Annotated in this window: 22 protein-coding genes, 3 tRNA genes and 1 other RNA gene; 7 read left to right on the top strand and 19 right to left on the bottom strand. The window is 47.6% G+C overall.

Features of this window, described 5'->3' with window-relative positions:
- The first annotated feature begins 58 nt into the window (after positions 1 to 58).
- Genes infC through rplT form a run of 3 tightly spaced genes read left to right on the top strand, consistent with a single transcriptional unit; the run spans position 59 to position 1,104 of the window.
- Entirely contained in the window at positions 59 to 565 is a 507-nt protein-coding gene (gene infC / locus NLML1_RS00680; protein ID WP_311135440.1) for a translation initiation factor IF-3, read from the top strand.
- Entirely contained in the window at positions 565 to 759 is a 195-nt protein-coding gene (gene rpmI, locus NLML1_RS00675) for a 50S ribosomal protein L35 (RefSeq protein WP_138076250.1), read from the top strand. The genes infC and rpmI overlap by 1 nt, the downstream gene beginning before the upstream one ends.
- 3 nt (positions 760 to 762) lie before the next feature.
- Positions 763 to 1,104, top strand: coding sequence for a 50S ribosomal protein L20 (rplT, locus tag NLML1_RS00670; RefSeq protein ID WP_285441662.1), 342 nt, complete (start codon positions 763 to 765; stop codon positions 1,102 to 1,104).
- Between the two features lie 49 nt (positions 1,105 to 1,153).
- Here rplT and rnpB read toward each other — a convergent pair.
- An RNA gene (gene rnpB, locus NLML1_RS00665) (RNase P RNA component class A) lies at positions 1,154 to 1,497 on the bottom strand.
- 170 nt (positions 1,498 to 1,667) lie between these two features.
- Positions 1,668 to 2,315, bottom strand: coding sequence for a site-2 protease family protein (locus NLML1_RS00660; protein WP_285441661.1), 648 nt, complete (start codon positions 2,313 to 2,315; stop codon positions 1,668 to 1,670).
- An 85-nt stretch (positions 2,316 to 2,400) separates the two neighbouring features.
- On the opposite strand from NLML1_RS00660, the gene rpmB reads away from it, so the two are divergent.
- Entirely contained in the window at positions 2,401 to 2,616 is a 216-nt protein-coding gene (gene rpmB / locus NLML1_RS04430; protein WP_162323068.1) for a 50S ribosomal protein L28, read from the top strand.
- A gap of 54 nt (positions 2,617 to 2,670) precedes the next feature.
- Here the strand turns inward: rpmB and NLML1_RS00655 are convergent, their stop codons facing one another.
- The 6 genes from NLML1_RS00655 to thrS are packed head-to-tail and all read right to left on the bottom strand — an operon-like array spanning position 2,671 to position 7,532.
- Positions 2,671 to 3,309: an MBL fold metallo-hydrolase gene (locus tag NLML1_RS00655; RefSeq protein ID WP_162323067.1), complete on the bottom strand. Its 639-nt coding sequence runs from the start codon at positions 3,307 to 3,309 to the stop codon at positions 2,671 to 2,673.
- A gap of 10 nt (positions 3,310 to 3,319) precedes the next feature.
- On the bottom strand, positions 3,320 to 3,910 hold the full coding sequence (locus tag NLML1_RS00650) for a transcriptional regulator (protein ID WP_162323066.1): 591 nt from the start codon (positions 3,908 to 3,910) through the stop codon (positions 3,320 to 3,322).
- 24 nt (positions 3,911 to 3,934) lie between these two features.
- Positions 3,935 to 4,819 (bottom strand): tRNA (adenosine(37)-N6)-dimethylallyltransferase, encoded by an 885-nt coding sequence (locus NLML1_RS00645; protein WP_285441660.1) that lies wholly within the window; start codon positions 4,817 to 4,819, stop codon positions 3,935 to 3,937.
- On the bottom strand, positions 4,801 to 5,100 hold the full coding sequence (locus NLML1_RS00640; RefSeq protein ID WP_353961984.1) for an MGMT family protein: 300 nt from the start codon (positions 5,098 to 5,100) through the stop codon (positions 4,801 to 4,803). Before NLML1_RS00640 ends, NLML1_RS00645 begins: the two co-directional genes overlap by 19 nt.
- 1 nt (position 5,101) lies before the next feature.
- Positions 5,102 to 5,716 (bottom strand): 5' nucleotidase, NT5C type, encoded by a 615-nt coding sequence (locus NLML1_RS00635; RefSeq protein ID WP_285441658.1) that lies wholly within the window; start codon positions 5,714 to 5,716, stop codon positions 5,102 to 5,104.
- A 4-nt stretch (positions 5,717 to 5,720) separates the two neighbouring features.
- A complete protein-coding gene (gene thrS / locus NLML1_RS00630) occupies positions 5,721 to 7,532 on the bottom strand; it encodes a threonine--tRNA ligase (protein ID WP_171271683.1) in 1,812 nt (603 codons plus the stop codon).
- A 338-nt stretch (positions 7,533 to 7,870) separates the two neighbouring features.
- Between thrS and NLML1_RS00625 the strand changes: the two genes are divergently transcribed.
- Positions 7,871 to 7,947, top strand: a tRNA-Val gene (locus tag NLML1_RS00625).
- 110 nt (positions 7,948 to 8,057) lie between these two features.
- Entirely contained in the window at positions 8,058 to 8,522 is a 465-nt protein-coding gene (locus NLML1_RS04460) for an NrdR family transcriptional regulator (protein ID WP_404979371.1), read from the top strand.
- Here the strand turns inward: NLML1_RS04460 and NLML1_RS00620 are convergent.
- The 7 genes from NLML1_RS00620 to NLML1_RS00590 all read right to left on the bottom strand — a co-directional run bounded on the left by NLML1_RS00620 (position 8,458) and on the right by NLML1_RS00590 (position 12,879).
- Positions 8,458 to 10,140 (bottom strand): glycosyltransferase family protein, encoded by a 1,683-nt coding sequence (locus NLML1_RS00620; protein WP_171277521.1) that lies wholly within the window; start codon positions 10,138 to 10,140, stop codon positions 8,458 to 8,460. The genes NLML1_RS04460 and NLML1_RS00620 overlap by 65 nt on opposite strands.
- 4 nt (positions 10,141 to 10,144) lie before the next feature.
- Positions 10,145 to 10,522, bottom strand: coding sequence for a hypothetical protein (locus tag NLML1_RS00615; protein ID WP_162453972.1), 378 nt, complete (start codon positions 10,520 to 10,522; stop codon positions 10,145 to 10,147).
- A gap of 7 nt (positions 10,523 to 10,529) precedes the next feature.
- Positions 10,530 to 10,605 (bottom strand) — tRNA-Thr (locus tag NLML1_RS00610).
- Between the two features lie 73 nt (positions 10,606 to 10,678).
- Positions 10,679 to 11,701 (bottom strand): SurA N-terminal domain-containing protein, encoded by a 1,023-nt coding sequence (locus NLML1_RS00605; RefSeq protein WP_285441657.1) that lies wholly within the window; start codon positions 11,699 to 11,701, stop codon positions 10,679 to 10,681.
- Positions 11,676 to 12,209 (bottom strand): PH domain-containing protein, encoded by a 534-nt coding sequence (locus tag NLML1_RS00600; RefSeq protein WP_285441656.1) that lies wholly within the window; start codon positions 12,207 to 12,209, stop codon positions 11,676 to 11,678. Before NLML1_RS00600 ends, NLML1_RS00605 begins: the two co-directional genes overlap by 26 nt.
- A gap of 7 nt (positions 12,210 to 12,216) precedes the next feature.
- A tRNA-Arg gene (locus tag NLML1_RS00595) sits at positions 12,217 to 12,293 on the bottom strand.
- 58 nt (positions 12,294 to 12,351) lie between these two features.
- Positions 12,352 to 12,879: a nucleoside-diphosphate kinase gene (locus tag NLML1_RS00590; RefSeq protein WP_285441655.1), complete on the bottom strand. Its 528-nt coding sequence runs from the start codon at positions 12,877 to 12,879 to the stop codon at positions 12,352 to 12,354.
- A gap of 83 nt (positions 12,880 to 12,962) precedes the next feature.
- Here NLML1_RS00590 and xerA point away from each other — a divergent pair, with 83 nt between their 5' ends.
- Positions 12,963 to 13,883, top strand: a complete 921-nt coding sequence (xerA, locus tag NLML1_RS00585; RefSeq protein WP_285441654.1) for a site-specific tyrosine recombinase/integron integrase — start codon at positions 12,963 to 12,965, stop codon at positions 13,881 to 13,883.
- A 7-nt stretch (positions 13,884 to 13,890) separates the two neighbouring features.
- On the opposite strand, the gene NLML1_RS00580 is transcribed toward xerA, so the two are convergent.
- From NLML1_RS00580 to NLML1_RS00565, 4 genes are read right to left on the bottom strand one after another with little or no spacing between them, the layout of a single operon-like run.
- Entirely contained in the window at positions 13,891 to 15,045 is a 1,155-nt protein-coding gene (locus NLML1_RS00580; RefSeq protein ID WP_285441653.1) for a hypothetical protein, read from the bottom strand.
- A complete protein-coding gene (locus NLML1_RS00575) occupies positions 15,038 to 15,772 on the bottom strand; it encodes a PilW family protein (RefSeq protein WP_285441652.1) in 735 nt (244 codons plus the stop codon). Before NLML1_RS00575 ends, NLML1_RS00580 begins: the two co-directional genes overlap by 8 nt.
- Positions 15,756 to 16,316 (bottom strand): PulJ/GspJ family protein, encoded by a 561-nt coding sequence (locus NLML1_RS00570; RefSeq protein ID WP_285441651.1) that lies wholly within the window; start codon positions 16,314 to 16,316, stop codon positions 15,756 to 15,758. Before NLML1_RS00570 ends, NLML1_RS00575 begins: the two co-directional genes overlap by 17 nt.
- Positions 16,300 to 17,037 (bottom strand): type II secretion system protein, encoded by a 738-nt coding sequence (locus tag NLML1_RS00565; protein WP_171270895.1) that lies wholly within the window; start codon positions 17,035 to 17,037, stop codon positions 16,300 to 16,302. Before NLML1_RS00565 ends, NLML1_RS00570 begins: the two co-directional genes overlap by 17 nt.
- Positions 17,038 to 17,056: the final 19 nt, after the last annotated feature.

Below are 17,056 nucleotides of genomic sequence, written 5' to 3'. Positions count from 1 at the left end.
ACCTGATACAATGGCTGATGAAATTAATCTAAAATTGCTTCAAAAGGAGAGCTAGGAGATTAATAAATCAATTCGTATTAACGGAGCAATCCGTGCCCGGGAACTGCGCGTTGTTGGTTCTGACGGTGAACAACTGGGGATAATGCCCCTGCGCGACGCCCTTCAGGCGGCGGAGGATGCGGGACTTGATCTCGTTGAAATATCACCAAATGCCAATCCACCAGTCGCCAAGATTATTGACTGGGGCAAGTTCCAATATCAGAAGATTAAAGACCAGCAGCGCAACAAGCGTGCGGCAAAAGTCGGCGATCTCAAGCAAATGCGCTTTGGTCTGAAGATTGGCGCTGGCGACCTCGAAGTCAAGCTGCGCAAAATACGAGACTTTCTCGCCAATGGGCACAAGGTCCGTATCCAAGTCGTCTATAAGGGTCGCGAGATGGCGCATAAAGAAATCGGCTACGAATTGATCCAAAAAATCACTGATCAGCTTGAGGAGGAGGCGATTCTAGAACAAAAACCTCAGATGGCTGGTCGCAATCTGAGTGTGGTAATAAGGAGTAAATAATGCCAAAACTAAAGACCCACAAAGGTACCGCGAAGCGCATTAAGTTAACGAGCTCTGGCAAGCTAACTCGTCAACGTGCATTTGGCGGTCACTTCTTAGCCAAGAAGTCAAAAAGCCGTAAACGTGCGATTAATACAACAGCAAAGGTAACAGGCTCGATGGCAAAGAATGCCCGACGAGCAATGGGAGTTTAATCTATGAGGGTAAAACGAGGCGTCTCCGGACACGCAAAGCACAAGAAAATTCTAAAAGCCGCTAAAGGCATGCAGCACAGCCGAACTCGTAGCTTTCGCTTAGCGAAGCAGGGGGTAATTAGGGCTCTGCAATATGCCTATCGTGACCGACGCAATAAGAAACGTGATCTCCGCAGCCTGTGGATTACCCGTATTAATGCTGCCGCTCGTCAAGAGGGCACAACGTACGGCAGGCTCATGGCCGCTCTCAAGGCAAATAATATTGAGCTCGATCGAAAAGTACTGGCAGAGTTGGCCGTTAACGAGCCTACGGCCTTTGTCGCAATTGTTAAAACAGCGCTATAAGAAAGTACCTTCAGCAAACTAAAACCTTCTCTCGGTAGAGAAGGTTTTAGTTTACAGCCTACCGATAAGCCGGGTTCTGTCGCGAGCGATCATCTATCTAGTTTACCTGTTGCCAGATAAATCAAGCGGTTATCGGTCTACGAGCGGACAACTCATTTGTAGACCTCCTTGCAGTCGACAGGGTTTACCTCTCCTCTGTGTCACCACCGAGGACTGTAAGCTCTTACCTTACTCGTTTCACCTTTTCCTTTGTGTCTATCGCCACAAAGGTAGTTTTGTTTCTGTGGCACTTTCCCTAGGGTTGCCCCCGGTCGCCGTTAGCGACTGTCGGTGTCCTTTACTGCCCGGACTTTCCTCTTGGCTTCACCGCCAAGCGATCGCTTAATAGGCTGCCCTATTATTATACATCATAAAAGCCCCAAGCAGTGCAAGCGCGTGATATTCCCCCGCATAAATGCAAGGTGGGTATCCGCAACCAGTCACCACGATGACTGACCATTAGGACTCCCTATCATATGATGTTAGGAAAATCATATGCACCCGCCTACCTGAGGCTATCTCTATTATACACCAAAAATCATGCAAAAGAATTGGATAATACCGTTCGTAGCGAACGTCATAATTCGCCCAATTGCCGCCTGCCCAATCATAATAATGATAAACACCACCATTACCCCGTAGCGCTCAATCCACTCCATGCCACGGCGCACACCCTCTGGAGCAAGCGCGTACAGCACCCGCGACCCATCGAGTGGTGGCAGCGGCAACATATTAAACACGAAAAAACCTAAATTAACCAACACGACGAGGCTAATGATTTGCCCCACTAATGTATTTTGAATCAGCCCGCCGCTAGTAATAACCCCGCTGACGACACCCACGCCAAACGCTAAAAACGCTAAAAACAAATTAGTCAGTGGCCCAGCAAGCGCCACAAACGCTGCGCCCCATTCACCGTGTCGTACGCGCTGAGGATTAAACGGCACCGGTCGAGCACCACCAAAAATTGGCAGCCCTAGCATAGCTAGTAATAATGGCAGCAAAAGCGTCATGAATGGATCAATATGCTTCAGCGGGTTTAACGTCAGCCGCCCCTCCGCCTTGGCCGTATCATCTCCGAGAAAATAGCCCATAAACGCATGCATCGCCTCGTGTAGCGTCATTGAGACGAGAATGACCACCAAGACCATACCTAAATATGCCAAATCCATAATTACCATTATAACACCTTGACTAATTATAGAAATACCGCTACAATACGATAGATTGTTTAGTTAATATAAAGCGAGGTTGGAAATGGCATCACGATGCGAACTAACCGGCAAAGGCAAGCAATACGGTCACAACGTTAGCTTTTCCCTTCGCCGTACCAAGCGCACTTTTAAGCCAAACCTACAGAAGAAAACTCTTGTAGTAGATGGTCAAAAAGTCACGTTGGTTCTGAGTACTCAAGCAATTCGTACTCTTAAAAAGAAAGGGTTGTTACGCCCGATACAGACAAAAACCGTCTAGGCTCAACCCCCTCCAGACAAGGAGGGGGTTTATTAGTGCAACGTATCGACTGGCCTAGCTCCGCGCGACAGTAATGATTGATAGTTGTTCAGGTAAAGACGCCGTCCCCTTCACTTTCCATTTTGATCCAGCATCAATAGTCTCCACGCCCATTTCGCCAACAAACACCGACAGGTCGTCTTGCGGCACTTCGTAGTGTAATGCACCATCAGCATAATGCACCGGGATAACCACTTTCGGCTCCAGCTGGCGTACCATATGAGCCGCAGATGTCGCGTCAAGCGTGTAACCACCACCGCCAACCGGTATCACAACAACGTCAACAACACCGATATCCTCCAGCTGAGACTCTGACAATTTTGGAGCAACATTACCTATAATCACAACACGCACACCACCAATTGTTAAACGGTAAATCGTTGATTTTTTGACATCAGTTTCCGTATCAATGTGTCGCCAGGCTGCCACCCCCTTCAGAGACACATCGCCGACCTCATATTCACCCGGGCCACTAAAGAGCAGCCGTGGTACTACATTGCTTGCGGCGAATCTACCCTCCGACAATATCTCAACGTCCTGTACCCCAAGGTTATCCTTAAGTCCAACCAGCGATAGCGCTGGATCAAACGCGATTTTTACCATTTTCGTTGTAAAAATAACGTTATTTGCACCTTTGTATTCTACTTCAAACATATACGTCTCCTTATACTAGTATACTCTCTGCGTCTACCACAACCGAGTGCTTACTATTCATTATTTCCATCACAAACTTATCTCTAACGCTCAGACGATAGTAAAAATCATCATAGCTCATTACAGCATAATTCAGCTCTCTCCCCTCGGCTTTTTCAATTTTCTTAATGGCGACACCAACTCTCGACTCCGATAGCCGACCGACCAACAGTATATCAACCCGACTCGTCGATCCACGCACTAACGCACCGGCGACTATAGCGATCTTTAGCCCGGACAGCCGAGCGATATCGCCCACCCACGGTATACTGTTCTTTTTGTTATGGTCGGTTTGCTCACTCGGTCGCTCATCGGCAAAAATCATCTTTAGTGGCGTGAAGTATGCATACTGCTGATTCGCAGCATAATACAACTTATTGTCATAATTATTCGAAACAATGACTCCGACCCTGAGCATATTTGATAGTTCACGCCGTACCGAGTTAATTTGCTCGCCGATCAATCGCGTAATCTCTCTAACATAAAACGATTTTTCAGGGTTCGCTAAAAACAGGTGTAGTAACTTCACCCTCGTTTTTGAGCCAAACAGCGCATCAATCATGTATTAAGAATTGTACCATAAATTTTACGCCTGAGCCAAAAGTTGTGACAAATAGTGTTCAGCAGAGTCAAGCGTCGCCCACATGATAAACGGGTTACGCCGCAGCCACGTCATCTGTCGCTTCGCTAACCGCCAATCAGCTACAACAAATTGCCGCTTTAATTCACTTTCGGTAATATTTTTATTCAAAAACTCTCGGACCAACGGATAGACATTACCTGTCATGGCCTCATTATCCCAGCCATATTTCCGGGTCAACAGCACTGCTTCATCCACAACATTATTTAAAAATAATTGTTCAGATCTGAACATAATTCTTGTTCGTAATATTTCCTTATTTGTTGCTATACCTACAACGATACTATTATCTCTAATCATAAATTCATATCTGTTATTTTTATTTTTTTGTTCAATAGCACGTATAAGATAGCGCTTATTCTTGTTATTCTCTGGTAATTTTATGTTGTATTTACAACAATAATATTGCAATTCAGCTACCGTCTTTTTTTCTAGCTCACACCGTAAAGCAGAATCGGGAGGAGCTCCAAATTGAAAATTAAAAATTACTGCATCGATATAGAGACCCGTGCCGCCGACAAGAAATGGTAAACACCCCCGAGAGCGAATTTCACTTATTTTTTGCAGAGCATACTCCTTAAACTGTGCGGCGCTAAATGTCTCGCCCGGGCTGACCAAATCAAGGCCCCAATGGGGCACGGCTTCTCGCTCAGCCATAGTTGGCTTTGCCGTACCAATATCCATGTCTCGATATATTGTTCTGCTATCGGCACAAATTATTTCGCCATTATATTGTTTTGCCAGACGAATCGCTAGCGAGGTCTTACCACTAGCAGTCGGCCCCGCGATAACAACTAGGGGTAATTTTGCTTTTATAGTTTCGGCCGCCATCGTCGTTCCTCAAAATCAATTATCCGCCACCTTTCATCGCAATAAATACCATCTTGTTCAAGTAGCTGCCTTTGCACACCTTGCCCACCCGGAAAACCTACCGCCAAGCCACCTTTCGCGTTCACTAGGCGATGCCACGGCAAATTCTCTGGGCCACCATGCGCTATCCCGCCCACAATTCGTGCTGCGTGCGGGTGTCCAGACAGTGCTGCCAAGTCACCGTACGTCGTCACCTTGTCGTCAGGTAGCTGCGCCATGAGAATATAGATCCGGTCTCGCAAGCTAGCTATTGGCAATTCGCTCAATTTCCACCTCCACTTCTGACCACGAATGGCATCGCACCACTCTATCCGGCAAACTATCTGCTCTATTCCAAGTATAATCACCAAATAAGATAGCATTACGACCAGTCTCGGAAACAGCTAAACAATGTTTCAACTGATCATCAATTAAAACATCGGCATTAATTTGCGTGATTAACTCTGTTTTTGTCAGTTTATGAGAGCCCTCGTGCACTATATCCCATAGGCCAGAGAAGTAGACCGCAGAACTGGCGAAAATCCCTGGAAAATGCTCCTCGATCCAAAGTAGTGTATCGCTTTGCACCTGCAAGCGACGCGAAGTAGCCACCATGAGATGATGCACCTGCGACATGTTTCTAAGCACCTCCTCCGCCCCCCCTATATGAGCATATCCCCTTATCGCACCAGAGTCATGAAAGACATGAGCACGCCGTTCTGCCTCCTCGCTATCAACATGCCACATCTCCGACCAGTGTTCGCTATAGTCATCAACACTCAATCGTGTGCCCCACCGTTCATTACTAAACGCCACAAACCCGATTGCATTTTCTGCTAGAACATCGTCGATATCAATTGCAATTCTTAGCCTACGCACAAGATTACAGTCCCCGTACATACTCAGCTAGCTGTTCAAGCGGAATTTGCTCTTCACCCGCATGCGTCCTGATGCTTACGACACGCGCTATCTGATCCTTTGGCCCAACAATAATCTGTATTGGTATTTTTACAACAGTCGCCTCACGAATCTTTTTCCCAAGGGATTCATTACGACTATCTATTGTAAATCTTACATCGTTGTATTTTATTGGTTTCATTAAGGTCACCTCTGATAAAATCGATGTAATTTCATCAACGTAGTCTGAGACGGTGTCATTAATCGTTAGAATACGTACTTGTTCTGGCGCCGCCCAAAACGGGAACCAACCACCCGTGTGTTCAATGAAGACGCTCAAGAATCGTTCAATCGACCCGAGCAGCGCACAGTGAATCATCACAGGTGTTGTAAAATTACCATCACTATCTGTGTATTCCAAACCAAACCGTTGCGGCTGCACGAAGTCTAGCTGCACTGTCGCGACTTGGTGCTCACGACCGATAGCGTCAGTTGCCATGAAATCAATTTTTGGTCCGTAAAAAGCAGCCTCACCTTCCTGCTCAAAATAGTCCAAGCCAACTTTTTCAACTGCTGATTTCAACTGATTTTGTGCGGAAGCCCACAGCTCACGTTCGCCCAAATATGCATCAGAATCATCGCGATAACTCAGTCGAACCCGCAGTTTCATATCAATAGTACCGTACAATTCCTGGGCAGCGGACAACAAATTATTGATCTCTTGCTCAATTTGATCTGGACGACAGAAAACATGACTATCGTCCTGGGTTAATGAGCGCACGCGATTCAGACCACCAAGCTCACCGGTTTTCTCGTCACGATAATCAGTGGTCGTCTCCAAGTAGCGCACCGGCATATCGCGGTAGCTACGAGGTTGTGAAGCAAAAATCTGCGTATGGTGCGGGCAGTTCATCGGCTTTAACGCCATTTCATCACTGGTTTCCTGGCTTTTAACCAAAAACAGCTCTTCGCCAAATTTGGCCCAGTGGCCTGACGTTTCATACAAATCCTTTTTGGTAATATGCGGCGTCCAGACTTTTTCAAAACCAAACCTCTGACGCAGCTGATTTGAGTATTGGGCCACGGTATCGCGCAAGATAGTTCCACGAGGTGTAAATAATGGCAAACCAACCCCCACGAGCGGCGAGGTGGTGTACAGATCAAGCTCCTTGCCTAACTTGCGGTGATCACGCTGTTTGGCCAGCTCTAATTTCTCCAAATATTTATCCAGCTCTTCCTGCGTAGCAAAAGCTACACCGTATAGTCGCTGCATTTGAGGATTCTTTTCATTGCCCCGCCAATAGGCGCCCGCAACCCGCATCAACTTAAATGCACCAACCTGACTGGTATTTACAGCATGCGGTCCACGACACAGATCCTTAAACGACCCGTTGGTATAAAACGAAACTTCATCGAGCGCGCTATCACCTTCGGCAATTGTACCCATTTCTGCAGCGTCCAGATCTTTTGCTACCGTTGTCCCGGCACGTTTTAGGTCATTAAGAAGTTCTTCTTTATATGGCTGATGGCTATCTTTGGCCCATTGAATTGCTTCATCAATTGGGCATTTTGTGCACACAAAGTCTTGCTTTTCGGCAATGATTCGTCGCATTACCTTTTCAATTTTATTAAACTGCTGCTCACTGATCTTCGTTTCACCAAGATCAATATCGTAATAAAACCCATGTTCAATAACCGGACCAACTCCAAACTTGGCGTCTGGCCATACCCGCTGCACAGCCGCCGCCATAATATGCGCCAGGCTGTGTCGCATTGCATAGAGTTTATCTTCGCTCATAAAACCTCCTTTAAGTAATTATAAAAGCACGCCCAACGCGTATAGCGTGCGTGCCTCGGTCCTGGGGACGAGCCAGGAGGTTCCACCTTGGCGATGACTCTTGCTCCGGCTGGTTTCGTGCGCCGCAACCGCTTTCACGTTGCTCGAGAGGTGGTTAGTCTCTGTCCTTGCTATTCTCACCGTATCATAGTTAAAAGTTCCGGGCAACCCTTACGACGCATGGACTAGGTAGCGGATCCGTAATACTACACCAAGAAACGACATGACGGCCAACCCCTACGCTCTCCGCAAGAGGTAATTGCATTCACCACTAATTCCTGCTATTATTGACAATAGTCGGGCGATTAGCTCATTTGGCTAGAGCGCTTCATTGACGTTGAAGAGGTGAGAGGTTCGAATCCTCTATTGCCCACCATTATTGCATACAACCCTCGCAGTGCGGAGGGTTTTTAGTTTTTTCTATTTTACACATTTTTATATACTTTTCCACTAGTATTTTTTATAGCGATATGTCAATATATTGATATGATTTGTATAAATTGTTTTCACGATAAAACTACTACAAAAAACTCCCGCAAGCACACGAAACACCCCAGCGTCTGGCGGCGACGGGCCTGTCCAGAATGTGGCGCAGTCTTTACGACATACGAACAAGCTACGCTAGACGGGCGCATGGTGCTAACACACGACGGGTCAACCACCCCTTTCAATTTAGGAAAGCTCATCATAAGCATTAGCCGTAGCTTTCAACATAATAAGCATGCTGCAGCACATGATAGCTACTTCCTTGCACAAACTGTGCAGCAACAGATTATCAAGCAAGGTAAGCCGCTATCTACACAAATCATCACTCAAATAACACACATGATTCTCCAACGCTACGATCCAGTAGCGGCACTCCAGTATGCCGCTCAGCACCGCCTCATCACTTCTCGACGACGCGGGAGGTCTTCGACCGTTTACGTGCAGCCGCCCTCTGGCGAGCGTTAATCGCCGCTGTGGCTTTTTCGGTGACGTCAAACTTATCGAGATATCGCCCGACTAACAGGCGAGTCTGCGCGGCAAACGCCGCAGCAGAGCTATAGACAATAGACGTCACTGGCATTAGTACCCATTGTAAAAGCATCCAGACACTTCGACGTCGCGTGTAGCGAACTGGACGCGGTGGTAAAATCTTGAAAGCACTAAAAATCGCTATCGCCATACCAATCAACGCAATTTGCTGCAGCGTACTCACCGTATCAGGCAATTGATGCGCGGCGACACTACGAGCTGCCTCGGCATTAACAATAAGCGGCACCCAGCCACCAAAAGCAACTAGAACCGAATTGCAGGCTAATGTCACATTCCCATCAAGTAGCCGCACAAACCGTGAGAAACCAGCCCAAAATGGTACATTACGCTGCTTAGTAAAGACCCGTTCACCAACATACGCAACATCAGATGCCCCATACGCCCAACGACGAAACTGGATAAACTGCGCTTTGAGCGTTTTTATATACGTAGCTGACAATACCGCGTCTTGATAAATCGGTACATGGAGTGGCACGACCCCGTAGTTACCACCAAAATAGAAGTAGCTGCGCCAATACTGGTGGCCGTCTTCGACGATCGTTCGAACACTCCAGAAGTCCATCTCAACGAGCGCATCCATCGGCTGAGCATGTGAAGCAAAATTACGTAGCGAATGAGGGCGCATTGAGCTAATAATATTCCAGAATGAGTTACCCGTCGCGACCACACGCATCGGCGCCGGCACATCCCAAATATTACTAGTAAATAGGCAAACCGGTTGATACGAGTAGTGCTTACGGTCCTCGCGGACGATATATTCGTATGTCAGGTAGTCAAAGTAGGTTTCATGTGGCTTATTATCACAGTCCATCGTCGTGACAATAACATTACCGTACGGAATATGCTGCTTCTCAAGCCACCCCTTCAGCCAGCGCCCGGCATGTGTAATATTGCCACCCTTGCCGATCACCTCATTCGGAATGTCTTTTGGATGCTTGACGATATGAAAGGCGTGAAAATACTTGCCATAGCGTTTTTGCAGTGTCTTGGCGGTCGTGTCGATATCCTTACCGCCTCGCTCTTCATACGCAAATACCATAATCATACGCTTTTTATCATACGTAGTAGCGATTACTGCTTGAATGGCTGGTTCGATTACCTCAATGCTCTCATTATAGGCTGGCATGATGACTGCATTATAAATTTCAGATGGTTTCGGGAAAAACCCTGGCTGTGCAGAAGCAATGAGACGTAAGTTTTCTTTGTGCTCTGCAAAGCCGACCTCCTTCTGTCGCTGGTCACGAATACGTGCATATACCGCCTGCGGATCTTCGAGATCTTCAAGACGCGCATGCCAATTGATCAGACACGCCTTATCCATCCTGGCACGGCCAGCGACCATATGATAGGTAATACCAACCACGCGCACCATCATCGACAGGATGATAATAAGCAGATAGAGTGACGCAAGCAGTGGACTAAAAATCGACAATATGACAAGAAGAATAATTGCACCATAGCTCAACAGACCCGGCAGAATCTCTAGAAATCGATAGAGCGGCTTTCGTTTACCAAGTGGTATTTCTATATCCATAATTCTACACCACCGACGCGATTACGATTATTGAGTAAGCAAACAGTGCTAGTATAACTGATATAGCGATTGTGAGCCAAAGAAGTGCCAGTGCTAAGTCTCGACGCTGTACCACAGCAAGCTTAGCGCTCAATATGATGTGCCCAACCGTAATCATAAGCTGCAACACGCCATACGTCCAAAGCGAATACCAGTGACCACGATAAAGCCCCGTCACACTAAATGCACTATGCTGAACAATAACTTGGGTTTCTTTAGGCTTGATAGTAACAGCAAAGGAGATAATAATTATTGACGCTAGTAAGATGTTAACAATAACAAGACCAAGTAGCCAGCGGTCTTTCATTATCTGTCGTAATGTGTTTGTAATATGGTTCTTCATGCTGTTCTGGAGCCGCTGACCGGATTCGAACCGGTGACCTACGCTTTACGAAAGCGCCGCTCTACCAACTGAGCTACAGCGGCATGTCTCCCCAAGAATTATAGCAGATGAGTGAGGCTTTCGCAAAGATGATGACGAGCAGGCCGGAGGCTATTTCTACTCACCAGACTTTTGTTCGGCTGGCTGATCAAGATGAACGTAATAGGTAACTTTCTTGTCATTGATCAACTTATCAAAATTAGCTTTAAATGTCGTCAATGGAATCTTGAGGTATGAGTAGGTGATTGAACCGTTATCCCGTGAGCGTGGCTGAACAAAGTAGTAGCCATCGCCACCGAGCGGCTTAATAACCCCAGAGATCGTGCCATCTGCGGTTCTAATCGCCACCTCGGTCAAGCCACCGTCTTTGTTGGTCTTCGGAACAACAGTCTCTGGCATTACTTGTACTCGTTCGCCTAACGCCGCCGCGACATCGGTCAACGATTTACCGGCCTTGAGCTGTGTTTCAACTTCCTTAACAAGGTTGGCCGCCGCTTCATCAACGGCAAACGATACTTCCCAGCGCAGCAGCGATGCCCTAATGCCATCACGCGCCTCATCAAGCGACCAGCCAATCATATCTTTTACCGCCGAACGGTAGGCTTCTTTTGACAGGCCGGCATCCTTTTGCTGGCGGTCCATCTCTTCATCAACTTTTCGATCATCAACTGATATACCCCTTTCTCTCGCTAGCTTACGCACATATGCATCCTGCACCGCTTGGTTCATGGCCCGCTGCCGCTGAAAAGCGACTTTATCACCAGCCTGATCTTGACCCTGAGTCTTAAGCACCGCCATATTACCGCGGTTATATAGTAAATAATCACTATAGCGCACAAATTCCCCTTCAACTGAACCGGCCGGCAGTGGCAAAATTTTAGTAATACGATATGCCAAATCGCTCGTGTCCTTCCAAACATAGAGCTGCAGGTATAACAGGACTATCACTGTCACGAGCCCAGCGATACTAATAAAAATCGTGTTCCAGACTAGTTTATGCTTGGAGTACTGTATCGGATACTTGTGTTTGCGCCCACCGGCCAGCACCTTCTCGCGATGCTCCGCGACGGTATCATTAGTAATCCGTGACGGCAGTGAGCGTTTGTCCTTTTTCTTAACCTTCGTTGTCTTCTTTAGCATGATCACTCCTTTCAGCAGCAAGGTCCACCGCATCTTGCAGCTTATTATAAATCTCATCTGGGTGCTCGACATTTTTAATGACAAGGTCCCCGACAAACGTCTGAATAACTATTGTACCAAATTTGAACATTTCGCCCGTAAAACCAGGCACGACATAACTGATATTCTGGACTTTCGCTAGTTTAAGTTCAATTACATCCTTACCAAAAAAACCATGCTGCGTTATCTGGCGAAGTCGCTGGTTCGTTACAATGTAATATGTGTAGAACCACATTAAAAAATGATAGCTGAACAGAACGAGCCCAAAGATGAAGCTACCGAGAAATACCCATAAAAGATTGAGATTATCCTGCCAAATAAGATACGGCAGCGCGCCAATCGTCATTGGGATGAGTAATAGATAAAAACCCTTACGCATAGCAATAATATGCCGACGAAACACAAACAGCAACTCCTCGCCATCGCGCTGGCCATCAAATGATTTATCTGATTTGGCTTTCTTCGTCATAATTCTTTGGTACCCCGGGCAGGAGTTGAACCTACAACCTTATCCTTAGGACGGATCTGCTCTATCCAGTTGAGCTACCGAGGCACACATAAAAACCACCCGTGTTAATTATAACACGGGTGGTCGTCGGTCGCGACAAATGTTACCGAGTAAACTTTTCGTTTAACGTCGCATAATCCATCAACTCTTCGGGTTTAAACCAGTGGGCGACTTCTTGTGCCGCCTCGTCAGGATCACCCGATGCGTGAATCAAGTTCGGCACACCCTTTTGGCATTCGTTGGCGTAGCCAAAGCTAACGTGCGAATAGTCACCACGAATCGTACCCATATCGGCAGACTTTGGCTCGGTTGGGCCAACAATTTTACGCACCACGGCAACCGCTTCAACTCCTTCAAGAACCATAGCGATAACCGGCCCATCCATCATCATATCGAGCGTCATATCAAAAATTTCTTCACCACGACGCGTTACCATCTTGCCAATCGTTTCGTAGTGCGCAAAGTAGTGCTCACGACCCGGAGCAACCATCTTGACACCGATAATCTTGAGGCCAACACGCTCAAACCGCTGCAAGATTTCGCCGACGATCCCCCGCTGTACTGCATCAGGCTTGAACACAATCAGTGTTCGTTCAATGCCACACATATTCTTTTCTTTTGATTCAGTCATATGTCTCCTTCGTGTATTATTTTCTTCATCATAACAAAAAGTATTCGTTTGATAAACGGTATAGATGTTGTTAAAATTAAACTATGTATCTCTCAGAAGCATTAGCAGATTTCCTAGAACATCTCGAAGTTGAAGGTGGTCGCAGTCCGCGCACCATTGAGAACTACAAATTATACCTTGAGCGCTTCATTGATTTTGCTGGTGATATTGATGTTGCAAAAATAACATCAGAGACAATTCGTAAGTATCGCCTCTGGTTAAACCGTTATAAAAATAGCAACACCGGTGAAGAATTGTTGTTAATTACACAAAATTACCACTTAATTGCCCTACGTGGATTATTGACGTATTTATCACAACGAGATATTCCATCGCTGGCAGCCGACAAGATCATCCTACCAAAAACCGTTCGCAAACAAGTCACATTTCTCCACTACGACGAGGTGGTACGGCTCATCGAGCAGATCCCATTGGACAATGAACCAGGCCTTCGCGACCGCGCAATTATTGAGCTTTTGTTTTCAAGCGGACTGCGCGTGTCAGAGCTTGTTAACCTGAATCGTGACCACATCAATCTCGCTCGACGCGAGTTTATGGTGCGCGGTAAGGGCCAGAAAGACCGGCCGGTATTTGTCTCGATGTCCGCTGCTGAGCATGTCAAAAACTACCTTGATTCGCGCAGTGACAGCCTACCGGCTCTATTTATCAGCTATAGCAGGCGCCTAACAAAACCATCAGTTTCCGGCGATTATCGTCGGCTGAGTGCTCGCTCGATCCAGCGGATGGTATCACACTACGCCCGGCTTGCTGGCATCACCAAACACGTTAGCCCGCACACTATGCGCCATAGCTTTGCAACCGACCTTCTGATGAATGGAGCAGACCTGCGGGCGGTACAATCAATGCTTGGCCACAGCAATATTGCCACGACTCAGATTTACACACACGTCACCGACCAGCACCTCAAAGATGTCCACGAGCGCTTTCACAGTGACACCAGATAGGTTCATGCTACGGTCGACAATTACCCGGTGTCACACTACCCTCGGTCACCGAAAAGTCTTTACAGAGGCTATTCTCAAGATCAATAGCATTTTCAGGATACGGGAAGTCGTCACCTATCTGAAGGCGCGCCTCAACCCGCCGAAATACATTACTAGCACGACCAGTTGCATCAACCGCTGGCTGAACACCATCAAATTTAACCGGTTCTGCACCATTATATAGGGCAATTCGCACGTGTGACATGCGATATAGCGGCGTCAGACGCAAGAATGAATTAACGCTGGCGGCAGCCGTAACAGGTGATATATCAATTGTGACTCGGCACGAATAACCACTATTCGCAAAATCCGGAGAACAGCTCACCGGTGTCGGAGCATTATTAAATTGCCCACCACCGCCCGCTCGCGGTAGATTAATTGCCGATACACCTCCGTTCGTCGGTCCGGGGACACTCAGCGTCCGTGGATAAAGGAACATTGTCGCAACACGAGAGCTATCAAGACTAGCAAGGTCGAATGTATCGCCTGGAAAAATCATCTGAGTGCGCAGTAGCGCGGGTGCAGGACGAGACGGCGACTCATCCCAGTCACTGTATGCCGGCAGCGAAGTTGATACGGAGGCAGCATTTTTTACTCGTCCAGCAGCCACGTTGCCGTTCGCGTCCTCTTTAGTAAACCACTCGAGGACAATTTTATTAAATTCAGATTTGGCTTTCAGCGGCACCAAACGAGATGATCCTTCGGGTATGCTAACCAGGAAATCTTCCGTGTCCATCGTGATGTTGACGCAGGTATAGGCTTGGTTGAACTCTTTACCATCCCCTGAGCGACGTGACTGAATCAGCGTCTCGTTAGCGGCCACATTACCGGCAACGCCCGCACGTGCGACCACTTTACAGTCATCAGGCAGTCGTAACTGTTCGCAAGCCTTGCCACCGTTATCTCCTTTTTGACAGGCACGCACGACTCGCTTGGCGTCTTCAACACCGGACAGGGCTGCATCATACGCACTTTGTGACAGCTCATTGTTCAGGGCCTGTCGCTGATCAACCATTATGAGCCGCATGAAGCCGAGCATCAAAACCGTTAGTAACAGTGTCGCAAAGATCACTGCAAATAACGACACCGCACCTGATTGATTATTTCTCGCTATTTTATCCATTTGTCCTCACAATCATCTCAAAACTATTTATCGCGCAAAAGTCGAGATTCTCACTGTTATCCGCCGGTGGCTTACAGGTGCCATTAGCGGTGTTAACTGCCTCAAGCTGACTGGTTCCAAGGACAAATTCCAAACGATACAGACTGTCTGCCCCGCTATCACCCGCCACTCGCGCTGCTTTCATTTGATGAATTGCCAGCACCACATCATTCGACCCGGCTGGCTTGAGAAGATGTGTCACTTTATCCGTCGCGACTGTTGACATGTACGCCCCCGTTGTTTCATTTTTCTGGCACAGCATACCATCTGGGTCAATCACTCGAGCAAAATTAATCGGACGACCAGAATGCGGCCCACCAACTTCGGTAATAATACCCGCACCGGCCTTCACTTCTCCAGAGACAACCTTTGGCACATTCCAGACATATGAATAGTCACCGAGGCAGAGTCGGCCGCTCCGATCAGCACCACCCGCCTGCACCATGACAACGGCCGAATTAGCATTACCACTTATCTTGCCAGCATTAGCCTGCAAAAAGTCACGCCGCAAGCTATCGCTAATTTCGCGGCCGGACTGATTGATACTTTTGAGCGTGAGGCCTCGATTATACAGCTTGCCGGCCTGGATTGCTATCGTAGCAATCGCCAGTAGCAACACCGACACGAATGCCATCGCCAGCATCAGCTCAACCAAGGTAAACCCATATCGTCTATACCGCCGTGTCATACATCCTCACAATCGTCCCCGTGGTCATCGGCCGGTCGGTCCCCACACTCATCCAGCAGGCCTGAATGTACGCATCATAGGCGCGGCCGCCTTCAACACGTACCAGCTGAATTGAAATGCCCTGAGAAATTGGATTTCGAGCAGTTGAAATCTTGGCATATGTCGGCGATAATTCATACTTATTGGTAATCAACTGAAAGGTATTTTTGCTGGGTGCTAGTGCGAATCCCCCACTCGGCATTGCCTCTGGACATCGATTAACATTCAGTAGCGAATTGGCGTGGTCAATAGTCCGACCTTTCATCGCGTCCCAGAGGGTAGCAAATGAGCTGCCGGCCTGAGATGACTTGTCGTGAATGTAGCGCAGCATTTCTGCTTGACTATCAATCTGTTGCCGCACAAGCGTCAACTCTAATGATCGCTGCGCCATAGCAATACCGCTATTCATGAGTGCCATGATACCGATCGCCAGCATGCTAAACATCGCTACCGCCATCACCACTTCAATGATCGTGTCGCCCTGCGCGCTATGCCGTCGCTTCATTATCGCACCCCTTTGTCGCATGACCAACTGTCACTGCCTCGCTCGAGCCAGCCTTTGCTCCCAAAAAGACTGACAGCCTCTGGCCAACCGACCAGCCAGTATCATAGATACAAAACTCTCGCTGCCGCAGCTGTAAATCAGCCGTATACATACCGCCATTCGGCTGCATATTGCGAATAAAATTATTAATATTAGCTGGTGAATACGGTGCGTCATTCGTGCGTACGATAACCTGCCCGCTATCTGGGTCGCGGTATATTAATAAAGCCAGTTCTCTACCAATGGTATTGGTTGCCGTGAGTGATCGTACCTGCGCACCCCAGCCAACCGTATAGGTATTTGCCTCACTTTCACTATAGCTATACGTCCACACTCCCGAGCGTTTCAGAGCATACAGCGGATAGGCGGTAAATGAACGTGCCTCGGAATTCGTCGACTTGACATAGCGACCAACGACAACGCAATTCGACTGGCCCCGAGCTCCGTCGTTTGTTGCACCCTTAACAGGACATGTGTCGCGATCGCCCCGATCATTCTCGATACTAATCACTCGGCTATACTGATCACGAATAAAGCCGGCGAACGATTGAACAGCGTCATGATACTGCTGTTGACGCAGCGCAGCGCTCACGCCAGCTAACAAGCCAACGGTCAATAGACCGGTGATCGCCAAGAACAACACCACTTCAACGATTGTAAACCCGGATTGCCACCGCTTCATATGCTCATTATTATAGCAT

Source organism: Candidatus Nanosynbacter lyticus, assembly GCF_030253515.1.
GTDB lineage: Bacteria > Patescibacteriota > Saccharimonadia > Saccharimonadales > Saccharimonadaceae > Nanosynbacter > Nanosynbacter lyticus_A.
The sequence above is the reverse complement of the archived record's forward strand: the minus strand, read 5'-3'. Positions and strand labels throughout refer to the sequence as shown.